This window comes from Butyricimonas synergistica DSM 23225 (assembly GCF_000379665.1).
Lineage (GTDB): Bacteria > Bacteroidota > Bacteroidia > Bacteroidales > Marinifilaceae > Butyricimonas > Butyricimonas synergistica.
Genome location: NZ_KB903374.1, coordinates 99,254 through 111,746, shown reverse-complemented (window position 1 = coordinate 111,746; position 12,493 = coordinate 99,254). Strand labels below are relative to the sequence as shown.

The following is a 12,493-nucleotide window of genomic DNA, read 5'->3' as shown; positions in this document are numbered from 1 at the left end:
TTAATCCTCCTGCAACACAAATTTATACGTTTTACCTGGCTCAAACCAAGCGTCATACACCAACAACATATCTTCAGACACAGCCACCTTCCAATCCTGCTTGGATACCAAACGAGGATTTTTCAATCGCTCCGGGAAAATAAAACCGAATGGTATCTTGCCAACGGTTGCCGGTTCCCCGGGTATTCGGTTATCAAACGTCCGGATTCCCTCTCCTTCCAACTGGTCCACCGAAAAATTCTCTTTCGTTTCCAAGGTAATCACGCACTTTTTCCCCTTGCGCACCATCTTCACCGTGTAAGTTTCTTCTCCCGGACGGAAACGGACATTCCATTTCGGATCTCCGAAATAAGCCAACAAATCCCGCTCCTGCCAAAATCCGAGAATATTTCCATCGACACGTTTAGCTGTTACCTCTTCCATTTGGGCATTTATAACAGACAAATTTGTTATCGCATCCCGAGTGAAATCATAACTAAGCTCCAGCAATCGGGGAAAAAACTCCTGCAACGTATGCAATAGATGCTGTTGTCCAATAAAATAAGCTTCTGCCATCGTGTAACGCCCGGGGGTTGCGTGCCAGAATTTCAAACCGCCCCATACTGCCTGTCCCAACAATATCTGGTTAGCAGGATACCCCACCATGGCTGTCACATTCGGGCTTCCCATCCACGCCAAAGCACAACTCTTTTCCGGCTGATCCACATCACAACCGAAACACCCGGCGGCAATATACACTTTTGGCTTTCCCGACCACTCCAATTCCCGATTCAATACTTCTCGCCGGGAAACGCGATTATCTTCTACCTTCACCTCCTGCATCGCGTGACGAAAAACTCCGTTTTGAGCATAAATCCGCTCGTGCACGCTTGAATTATCCGGCATCAACAACTGATAATTAGGTGCGTAAGACTCACACAACACGAAATCCGGCTCTAACTTCCGGTAAAGTTCGTTAAACTTATCTGTTTGCTTGTCTGCCTCCCAATGCTCCACGGCAAGCGTGTCGCAACTATTCATTTTCATTCCTGACTTTCCCCAACTCACGTACCCGAATCGCTCCCAATCCGCTTCTGTCAATTCAACTCTCTTTTGCGCCACCAATCCGTTATGTATCTCGAGCGGCTCTTTGGCATTCGTCACCAATTTCATTGCCATCTCCGCATCGATCCCCGTGATAATTCCCCAAATAAAATCGGCATAAATCGAGGGGGTCATCTGCCGCGACAAACGGTGCATCCCGATAACATAATCCCGGGTAATCCGCTCCGGTTTTTCTACTACCGCCACGTAACGGGGGTGTATACGCCGCAATTCCTCCAATGCCTCCCGCGGCTCCTTGACGTAATACACTACCTCCGCGGCGTGCAACTCCCGTAAAACTTCCACCACCTCTTTCCAAGCCTGCTCTTGTTCCACCGAGCGACTTGCCAATACCACGTATTCACATCCTTCAACTTTTACAGGGCGACGATTGCCGGCAAATACACTGCCGACAATCAAAAAAAACACAACAACAACACTTTTTCTCATATTCCTTTCAATTTTAACAATCGTTCCAACGTTTTCGGATCGGAAGGACGCGTCATATCGGCATCCACGATTTTCCCCTTCTTGTCCAACAAAATAAAACGGGGAATTCCCTTGATACGATAAGCCTCCATAAAGGTCTCGTTTCCCTCTGCATTCAACTGCACCCCTCCCATCTCTCGCTCTTTCACAAATTTTTGCCATACACTCCGGTTTTCATCCACCGACATGCTCACGAAAACGATCTTCTTGCCATGTAACTTCTGTTCCAATTTTTTCAGATAGGGAATCTCCGCGCAACAAGGGCCGCACCACGTCGCCCAAACATCAATATACACGTACTTTCCTTTCAAACTCTTCAATGTCACCACCTTGCCATTCACATCCCGGTATCTGAAATCCGGTGAAGCCATTCCCGCTTTCAGTGTATCCGCCACCGGCGCCGTCATCTGATCGGCCGCAACAGCTTGTCCCCCCGGGATTCCCAGGAGAACAAGCATAAGAAATAGATAAATTTTCGTCATCATTTTACATCTTTATAGAACAACTTCAAGGGCTTATCGGCCACCCCTTCAAACTTTGCCACGAACGAAAAATCTTGCGTCTTGTAAACATAAACGTTCCCTTTCAATCCGGATGCTCCCGCATCGTATCCCCCCACGTACAAGTATTCTCCATCCGGGCTTTGTGCAATACAAGTCGCCTCCCCGGGTATCGTCAACACGTTACGGCCACTCGCCGAAGCATCAGGCAATGCATCCGTGTAACGCCAACGATACACCTTGTTACCACTGGTGTAAAAAACTTCATTCCACAACCCGTTATACAACACCTGCGACTCTGGGGTCAACGTCAATGGGGAAGATACACTATAATCTCGAACTTGACTTTCGCTCTCTTTAGCGAACAATTCTCCCAACGTCCAATGATCCGGTACCTGGTTAAAAACCGTAATCCGCACCTTACCCGAACTGTTTTTCGATTCGCTCACGACAACCAACCGTTTGACCCGCTCCCCGACTAACAGGTAATTGATGATCCGATGTCCCGAAAACTCATTCCCTGAATTATACACCTTACTGCTCCCCTGATAAAGGAACATCTTCTCCTGATCGTTATCCGCAATCATCGGGAACGAGATGATAGTCGCCTCTTCCGCAGCATTAATGAAATCCGCCTGATACAACTTCGTGGCTTTCATATCCTTTCCCCACCAAGAATCATTTACCAATCCATTAGCGGTCAATTGAGACCCCACCACCTGGCCGCCTTTGGACAGGACGCCCAAATTCGTATTGTACACGGACAAGGCTACCGGTTGTATATCCCATTCCAACAATGGAGTCAAATCCATTTTACGCAACACCATCAACGTGTTTTTCTCCAATTCATAAATACATTTTTGAGACTCCGAAAGCACAAACACGCTTCCTTTATAGTTTCCACTATTCATCAAACAAATATCCCAGGCATCCCGCAACTCGAAATCCGGATTGATCATCGACCAGACATCCACGTTAAAGTCCTCTGCCTTTGCCTGCAACAATTCATTTGCATCGCTCAACACGGGACAAAACGACAATCGCCCATTCCCGGCATCATCCGAACTCAACACCAGCAAACCGGTTTCCATCCCGGCTTTCACCGTGACTGTCACGTAATGGAAGGTACTCCCGAACTCGTTATAGACCCGCAAACGTACCAGAAATTCACCCACGCGATTAAACGCGTACTCAAGCGCCGGTTCCGTGGAAACAAAACGCATCGAATCGATCACCGGCTTCCCGTCTTTGTAATCAGATATGTATCCCACGCGCCATTCATACGCCAACTCGTATTCCTTCAAACTCTGTGATACTTCAGCCTCGAAATGCACCGGTTTCATAAATTCCACAAACGCCGCATCCCCACTTTCGTTCATCCCATCGCCCGACATCTTCGCAATCGTGATGTCGGAAACTTCATTCACGAACCCGGTCGTACCGTCATGAATACAAGAAACCATTCCCAGCGATAGCCCGAGCAAACATAACAACAATCGTATATATATCTTTTTCATAATGCACTTCATTTATAATTATAAATACGGATCCGGCATTAACGTGTAATCCCCGTCTTCCGGATGAGCTTTCAAATGGTCGTACAAGGGACGCGCCACATATCGCTTAAGCATGGTATTATAAGGTTCTTTCCAAAAATAACGGAACCACCCCTGCATCACGGCAAAATCATAATTCCATATCTTTTCTATATTTTCCCCAAAATTCGGCAGGAAATACTCCGTCCACACGTAAGGTTCCAATTCTTCCACCTGATGGTAAAAACGAAGTACCAGCTCGTTATATTTAGGCGACCATGCCGTCCCGAACATATAACCGCTCCAGCTCCACCACATCGGTTGATACAACTTAAACGGATAGATAATATAGCATACCTGCGAAGAGATCACCGGTTGGAAATGCTCGTTCTCCACGAGCTTAAAAACAACCGACACCGTATCTGTTTCCGAATAGGCATAGGAAAAATTCAACATCCCGAACGTCTGCCCTGCCGGGATATAGCACGTGTCCTCGAATCTCAACCGCTCGGCAGGTATCGTGCTCAAAGAGTCCACCAGTTCCACCTTGAAATGGCGGTCTACATTCGCGGAGAAACCGAGAACATCAATACGGTCACTGTATTCGCACCATTCATTACCCAACGATGACGGGCGAATATCCAATGTATCGTATGAGCCTAAAAAATACACACCGGCCTTTTGATCGGTATCATACCACAAATAATCGCGGTCACAACCGCCTAAAAAAGCGGAAATCACCAGCATAGTACAACAAAGCCTAAAAAATCGATTCAATAATATACTTGTTTTCATATATTTTGCCCCTTTAATTTAAATCCTCTCTAAAATCAAACTCATCATCCGGGATAAGCAATTGCCACATGTTCTCGCTCATCGTAAGTTCCTGTCCGTATGCAGAGATCACCGTCTGCGGGTAACGATGTTTCATCTGAAACCACACCTGCCCTTCACACACCAGCTCTTTTCTCCACTCCTTGTCAATATTTTCCAGTGTCAACGTGCCCGGGAATTTCGACAAACCACGGGAAATCACGAGGTCATCAAGATACCCCTGTGCCGCTGTAGGATTGGCAGCTAAAGCAGCCTCGGCCGCAATCAGATACATCTCCGCAATGCGGATCTGATTTATCCCTTCCAACCCGGCAGGTGGCGTTGAGGAATTTGCCAACTCCACGGGATCCAACAATTTAAGCGTTCTCGTGTAATCTCCGGTTGCCACCGTATTGCCAAACCAATCCCGCCGGGCATCCATCTCTCCCGCTACCGACGCATAAAGTCCAATCTGGCTTGCAGTCGGATCGTACGAATCCATACCTCTCCCGATATAACGGGGATACAATTTGTCATACAATGTCTTAGTAGACAATCCCCAAATTGCCTCCGTTTCGGCAATTACACCCGCCATCATATACGTGACATCTTTCACCTCCCTCACCAGGGGGAACTTCTCCGACTCAATCAATGCCCGTGCATACTCTCCCGCCTTCTCCAAATCGCCCGGTTCCCCGCGCATGTAATACACCCGGGCCAAAGTCGCCTGTACCGCGTACCAGTTGAAATGTACCTCACGGTTCCGACAGATAATAAATTCATGCGAGCGCACCCGCGGCCACGTCAAAAGCGTTTCATCCTCCCGCAACAATTTCTCGGCATCCAGCAAATCCTGGATAATAAGATCGTAACACTCTTTCACCGTGAAGAATGAAGTCACATCAGGACCGAAATGCTTGACATAAGGGATTCCCCTCTCCGACAATTTCACCGGGGCAAACATCCGAAGCAAATCGAAATGGAGGTAAGCCCGCAAACCCAACGCCTCACCCCGGTAAAGATCCTCGAACCGGAGACGCTCACCCTCGTAAGCATCCAAATTCGACAGGAAATTATTAATATCGCTGATCGAATGATACATCCCCTGCCATATCGAATTGTAAACCCTCCTGCATTCCTCCCGATCATGTTCATATTCCAGCATAGAGTTCAAGGATGCGTTAGCGGGAATGTAAAACTGTGCCAAAAAATCCATCCAGAAAGGCACATCCACGCCATACACCGTAGATTGCGCCAACCCGGCATATATCCCGTACAACGCATCTTCTACGCCCTCCCGGTTGGTAAACAATTTATTCTCCAATACCGTCGACTTATCGCGCGAGGTAAGAAAATCGTCGCACCCTCCCAACAGGAGTGCTGCCCAAATCCATAGTATCGCTAATTTTTTCATCGTGTATTCAATTTTTAGAATGTCGGACTAATCGTAAAATTGTATCCTCTCATGTAGGGATAGCTGGTTCCCCGTTCATACTTCACCGTACCGACCCGAAGTATATCGCTGAAACCGACACCCAACGCCAAACGTTTCAAACCGATCTTTTTCAACCAGTCTCCTTCCAAGTTATAGGATACACTGAGTGAGGAAAGATAAAACTCGTTGTTCCGCTCCACGAAACGTTCCGTGTGACCACTCGTGGGACGTTGCACGTTAGGATACATCACGTAATCGTCCATCTGTTTCCAACGTTCCGTGAAAGCCCGACGGTCCACATTATCCTCTACATTGATATTCTCGACCTTATTTGCCCGAGTGACATTGTAAATATCTCCCCCGAAGGTTACCGAGCATCCGGCAAATACCGAAAGATTCTTCCAACGGACTCCGGTGGAAATCGTCCCGTGCAACTTCGGGATAGTATTTCCCAACGCCACCTTATCCTGCGGATCGTAAGTAAACGTGTAAGAACCGTCCTTCTTGATAAAAATCTCTTTCCCGGTAGCGGGGTCTATACCAGCCGAACGGACGGCATAAATTGCCGTGGCAGACTCACCCTCTTCCAATTGGATCCTCGGTGCCGTGAATGTACTGTACTTGTCACGATTCTCGGCATTGATATTTTTCAACGAATTACTGATCTTTTTGATTTTGTTGACCGTATGGCTCGTGCCGAAACTCATCGACCAACCCCAATCCCGCGTATGAATAATCTGCCCCGAGATGGAAAGTTCGTAACCGCGGTTGACACTCTCTCCCAAATTATAATTAACGGAATTATATCCCGTTGAAGGGGGCAACGAAACCGCCATCAACAAATCTTTCGACGCCTCTTTGTAAAAATCCACATTCACGCCCAAACGTCCCTCGAACAATTCGACATTAACTCCACCGTTCCATTTCAACGTGCGCTGTGATTTCAACTTGTCATTTCCCATGGCAGAAGGTAAAGCCCCAAGATAACTATCGTATGTCGCATTGTATTTATAAGTAGTCTGCGCGAGCGTTCCCCCGAAATTGTTACTTCCCACATACCCCACGCTTCCCTTGATACGTAAACTCTTCACCCAGCCTAAGTCCGCGATAAACTGTTCGTTGTGAACATTCCAACCAAAACCGACCGACCAATAAGGTGACCAACGACGATCCTTGGAGATCACGGAGTTACCTGACGTACGGAACGAAAAATCAACAAAATAACGATTTTTCAAAATAAAGTTGACATTCCCGAAATAAGCCACCGTGGCGCTATACGATTCACCACCTCCCGCGTGAGAACCCTCCGGGAATTTCTGTGAAAAGTTCAAATCATCCAAACGGTCTTTCGAGAATCCGACTGCCTGGAAACTAAATGAATTTCCTTTACTTTGCGACACGTTAACTCCCCCGTGAAGGCTCAACAAAGTTCCCTCTTCATCCAAAGGAAGGCTGTAATTCAACACCCCGGACAAACTCCATCCAGTCCCTTTATTTCCTGACACATCGTAACTGCCTTTCTCGTCTTCCGGGTATTCCTCCCTTTGGAATTTGGTGTGATCCGGTGAAACATACACATCCGACTGCCCGTTACTCATGTTGTATCCGGCAGTACCGGTAAAATAAAATCCTTTCAAAATATCCCACCTCATGCTCAAGCTACTGGAAAAACCTTTCTCTTCCGCTTTACTGAAACTGCTCAAAGTGGCATTCCAAAGTGGATTGATCTTGTCATACGACAACACCTTCACCCACTCCCCGTTCTCATCCTTGGGGGCATCATAAGGATTGATCGTCACCCAATCGCTATAACTTCCATAAGGCGAATCCTTTGTTGCCATCTTAGAAAAATCAGTACGGAGACTAACCGTCAATTTATCATTCAAATGATAAGAGAAATAGAAACCTAATCCCAAATTACGGCGATAGTCACCTTTCATCACACCCCGGTCATCCGAGAAATTGGCAGTAATCCCGTAATCCATGCCGCCACCGCGCCCGGTGATGCTCAACGAGTGGGCATGCGACCAGGAATTGCGCAACGGGATAGATTTCCAATCCGTGTTCACTCCGGCAGTAACCCGCTTCAATTTTTCGTTATACAACTCGTCATACTCTCCCGTCGGGCTATCATATTTCCCGTACAAACGTTCCAGTTCCAACTTCTCCCACGGGGAACAAAGATTGAAAGAAGATACATCCGGGAAACCAATGTTCGGTACAAAATTGTAACGCACTCTCACTTTACTATCTGTCACGCGCTTTCTCTCGACCACGATCACGCCGTTAGCCGCCTTCTCCCCGTACATCGCCGTGGCGGAAGCATCTTTCAGCACATCAATACGCTCGATATCGAACATATCCAAATCGTACAAACGCTCCATGCTGATCTCCACCCCGTCCATGATAATCAACGGGCGATTCAACCCCATCTCCATCTTTTCGCTATCGAGCGAATTCATACCGCGAAGAATGATCTCGGGAATCTTGTTCGGGTTAGAACCGTTCACGTCATCCGTCACGATACGCAAACCGGGAACCATGAAACTCAAAGCCTTCAGCACGTTGGTCTTCGACACGGTCAACAAATCCTCTCCTTTCACCGAGGTCACCGCACCCGTGTAACTATTCCGGTTTTGCGTGAAATAACCGTTCACTACAACTTCGTCTATCGATTCAACTTCTTCTTTCATCACGATATTCACCTCTTTTCCCGGCGTGACTTTCACCACCTCCTCGCGCATTCCCACGAAAGAAGCGACCAAAACAATCGACGCCTGCTCGGGCAACTCCAAGCGGAATTTTCCGTTGACATCCGAGGAAACCCCGATAGTCGTTCCCTTCAACACGATCGTGACTCCCGGCAACGGCTCTCCGTTCTGATCCTTCACGACACCGGTAATGACAACCTTCTTCTTTTCCGGCTCGCCATTCTTCACCCGGTAGATCACCACCGTCTCTTCATTGATCTCGTACTTCAACTTCGTATTACGCAAGCAATAATCCAGAATTTCATTCACCGTCTTCTGTCGCATATCCAAAGACACTTTCACATCCTTGATCTCGTCTGTCCAATACATAAACGTGAAATCGGTCTTTTCCTCCAATTTCCAAATCACTTGCTCCAAGGAAGCGTTTTCCAAACGCAGATCCAGCAACTTGCCTTGAGAATGCACAGCCGCTGTAACTTGAAAACAAGAAAACAACACTAAAAACAATTTTAACTGCATAATCCACAAAATTTTTCGCCAATTCCCGTTAAAAAAGGAACCAGAATCTCGTTTTTTTTTCATAATTTTGAACAATTAATAAAGAACACTTATTTATTGATTCTGATGCGTTTATGTTGCCAGCGTAAACGCATCTTTTATTTTTTACTCGAAATCAAATACACACTATCCCGTAAGGTTATCTCCATCAACGAATTCATTTTCAACATATCGATAATCGGATTCATGTTGTCATACCGATTCAATTTAGCCCCGATTCTGATATTCTTCACGTCGTCATCCACAAATTGGTATTTTACATGATACCATCGAGCCAAATAAGCCATTATATCCTCCAAACGCTCGTTCCTAAAAATAAACCTACCGCTTCGCCACGCGACATAACGTGCAACATCTACTTCATTCACCACCATGGTTCTTGCCGCCTTTTCGTAAACGACTTGTTCCCCGGAAATAATATCTTCAAATTGTCGACCGTCAAAAACCTGCACTTTCCCTGATGCCAAAGTTGTCGTTACCACCTTTTCGTCATCATAAGCCCGCAAATTAAAAGAAGTTCCCAACACCTTAACTGACAAATCCCGAGTTTCTATCACGAACGGATGTTCGGCATCTTTGGCTACATCAAAATACGCCTCTCCGGACAACGCCACGATTCTTTGCGCCCCCTTGAAACTCACCGGGAAACTCAATTTCGATTCCGCATTCAAATAAACTTTTGTACCATCCGACAAAGTCAACGAGTACTCCATCCCAGTCAACGTCTGAATCATATTCCGCACTTCTTTTTCATTCTTAACTTCGTGGATCTGATAACCTATTCCCGTTGAATCCGCCATAATTACAGTTCCATCTGACTCTTTCAATAAAAAGGTCTGGTCTTTCACTATATCCATAACCTTCCCGTCTGCCATGGTCAAACGGGCTCCGGTCGTCCCGGCTTCAATCCGGTAAGCGAAAACAGCTCCCGGCTCTTCCTTGACCGGTTGGTTTATCCAATAGAAAATACCATAAATAATCAATATGATACCCACTGCCGCATATCCAGCTATATATTTGAACCTATTCCACACTTTTCCAGAAGGCTTTTTCTTTATCATACCTGTTTTATCAGCAAGCATATTGGATTTTCTTGCCAAATGATCTTTAAAAACCTTCCAGCCTTCTTGTTGGTCAAACCGCCTTGTCGTAGATTCAAACCGGATATAATTATTCAAATCCAACACATGCTTGGCTAAATCTCGATTGCTTTCCCGCTCTTTCTCCCATTCCTCATAATCCCTCTTGTCCTGTTCCGTCGGAGCATCAGTAAAAAATGCCGCCAAAAACTCAGCTATCCTAAAATGCTTTTTGAACGATTCCATTGTTATCTTATTTTACTCATATAACACGCGAACCCTCAAACAGGAATAGTCAGAAAGTAAAAAAAATCGTCAAATAAATAACAATAAATAAAAATGCCCTTTTAATTGCGCCCTTAATTTACGGTATGCCGTTTGTTTCAGCGACTTTACAGAGCCCTCTCCGATTCCCATCTCCTTTGCTATCTGCGGATTACTCATTCCATCTAGAGAATAACGGATAATCTTCCGCATTTGAGGCGGCAATTTATCCACAGCATTTCGCACCAAAAGATAAGTTTCTTGTTCGATAACCTGTTCTTCAAAAACACGCTCGGATTCTAATTCCTCCTCATACATCTTCCGGTAATTCAAACTCACTTTCTCGTGACGCAAGATATTTAAACAGTGATTCCGCGTAACAGTATAAAGATATCCTTTCACCTTATAAATATCATCAAAATCCTCTCGCCTCTCCCAATACCCGGTCAAAGTTTCCTGAGCCACATCCTTACATTGTTCGTCATCTTTCAAATAGCGGGCTGCAAATACACACAACATGATATAGTAATCATCAAAGAATTCTTTGAAGGCATATAAATCTCCTCGCTTAATATTTGATACTATATCCTGCTTTATACTCACGGTCCAAATTATTTACCGGGCAAAAATAAATATTATTCGGTTACAGAACAAATATCCCCAAAAATCCATTTATATTTAGCTATCTATTTGCATAACAAAAGCAGTTCGAAAACCAATCCGAACTGCTTCTTTTTAATACACCAAACAACTATTTTAGTAATTGTTCCTGAATAATCTTCTCGAACTTCTCTGGCATCGCCCCCGTTTCAATAATCGGCTTTCCCCCGACAGGAATAAAAAACAAGGTAGGAAGCGCAACAACATTAAACATACTGCACAACTCTTTTTCCTTGTCGGCATTTACTTTCAAAAAAATGACCTTATCTTTATACTTCTCCGCCATCTTTTCCAATTCCGGGATCAACCGCATGCAAGGACCGCACCACGTCGCCCAAAAATCGATCACAACGGGCTTATCGCCCTTAAAAACAAACTCTTTATCTTTCCGATAATCGTAGATATGCTCCAAAAAATAATCACGGGTGATCGGGTTCAACTTACCCGCCTCCACCGTTACTGTCGAACCGGACAGGACCTCGTCTTTCACTTCCGCCAAATCAAAAGCCTGGAAGTACACTTTTTGTTTCTGGAAATCAATAGAAAGTATTCCTTCCTTCAGGATTCCGGTTCCCAAGACAGAACGAGGCAAATCCTTATTTTCTGCCACGACCATCCCCGGGAAACTATTTTTTACGAAGTCACATTTGCCCGCCACTTTCGTGTTACTCGTTTTCACAAGCTGCCCGTAACCATTATACAACGCAACCTCATTCCCGGCACTCCCCCCTATTTTAGCATAATCCGACGATGTCAAAGTAACCATCCCCTCGTTCCACGTGTCAAAAGCCAAAGAGAACACCTCCCCGTCTATCGTTACCGAGAAAGCAACCACCGAACCCGGCAGGATACTCAGATCAGCACGATGATCTAACTTCATGTACGAGGGACGGTACGGGACAGACGTGGTAATCTTTTTGCGTTTACTATCGATCGTCAATACCACGTTACGGAACAACGCCCCGCCAACAACTCCAGCAACCCCGAGTTTTCGCAAATAAGGTTCATCTTCCAGCACGAATGCCGCCACACTATTCCCGAACACATTATTCCCGAAAGAAATTGTGCTAATAGAAACACTTTTGGACGTCGGGACTTTCTTGTACAGAAAAGAATCGTAATGAAAATCACCTTCCTGATTCGGGTCTATATTAAATTTCTCCACGTATTCCGGCAAGATAGCATTATGTCCAGCCAAGTCCAGCACAAAATCCGCCTGCACCCCGTTCACAACCATTCCAATAATTATTTTACCGTCCACTTCCCGGTAATCCTTTACCTCCGTGGCAGTGTTCTTGGATTGAGCAATTGTCAACAATGGCAACAACATTATTACCAAACCTATAAACAATTTAGTTTTCATACT

The 12,493-nt window shown here is 45.6% G+C and carries 9 protein-coding genes; all 9 read right to left on the bottom strand.

The window, feature by feature from the left end; genetic code table 11:
- The gene (locus A3CY_RS0119740) at positions 1 to 1,533 is read right to left on the bottom strand and encodes a hypothetical protein (protein WP_018339680.1); all 1,533 of its coding nucleotides are present in this window, start codon (positions 1,531 to 1,533) and stop codon (positions 1 to 3) included.
- Entirely contained in the window at positions 1,530 to 2,057 is a 528-nt protein-coding gene (locus A3CY_RS0119735) for a TlpA family protein disulfide reductase (RefSeq protein ID WP_148375273.1), read from the bottom strand. The genes A3CY_RS0119740 and A3CY_RS0119735 overlap by 4 nt, the downstream gene beginning before the upstream one ends.
- On the bottom strand, positions 2,054 to 3,589 hold the full coding sequence (locus tag A3CY_RS0119730; RefSeq protein ID WP_018339678.1) for a PKD domain-containing protein: 1,536 nt from the start codon (positions 3,587 to 3,589) through the stop codon (positions 2,054 to 2,056). The genes A3CY_RS0119735 and A3CY_RS0119730 overlap by 4 nt, the downstream gene beginning before the upstream one ends.
- Before the next feature lie 18 nt (positions 3,590 to 3,607).
- The gene (locus tag A3CY_RS0119725) at positions 3,608 to 4,402 is read right to left on the bottom strand and encodes a DUF4843 domain-containing protein (RefSeq protein WP_081619510.1); all 795 of its coding nucleotides are present in this window, start codon (positions 4,400 to 4,402) and stop codon (positions 3,608 to 3,610) included.
- 13 nt (positions 4,403 to 4,415) lie between these two features.
- The gene (locus tag A3CY_RS0119720) at positions 4,416 to 5,834 is read right to left on the bottom strand and encodes a RagB/SusD family nutrient uptake outer membrane protein (protein ID WP_018339676.1); all 1,419 of its coding nucleotides are present in this window, start codon (positions 5,832 to 5,834) and stop codon (positions 4,416 to 4,418) included.
- 14 nt (positions 5,835 to 5,848) lie between these two features.
- Positions 5,849 to 9,085, bottom strand: coding sequence for a SusC/RagA family TonB-linked outer membrane protein (locus A3CY_RS0119715; RefSeq protein WP_169503714.1), 3,237 nt, complete (start codon positions 9,083 to 9,085; stop codon positions 5,849 to 5,851).
- A gap of 137 nt (positions 9,086 to 9,222) precedes the next feature.
- Positions 9,223 to 10,449, bottom strand: a complete 1,227-nt coding sequence (locus A3CY_RS0119710; protein ID WP_018339674.1) for a FecR family protein — start codon at positions 10,447 to 10,449, stop codon at positions 9,223 to 9,225.
- 69 nt (positions 10,450 to 10,518) lie between these two features.
- Entirely contained in the window at positions 10,519 to 11,070 is a 552-nt protein-coding gene (locus A3CY_RS0119705; RefSeq protein WP_018339673.1) for an RNA polymerase sigma factor, read from the bottom strand.
- 148 nt (positions 11,071 to 11,218) lie between these two features.
- On the bottom strand, positions 11,219 to 12,490 hold the full coding sequence (locus A3CY_RS0119700; protein WP_026207906.1) for a thioredoxin family protein: 1,272 nt from the start codon (positions 12,488 to 12,490) through the stop codon (positions 11,219 to 11,221).
- Positions 12,491 to 12,493 lie beyond the last annotated feature (3 nt).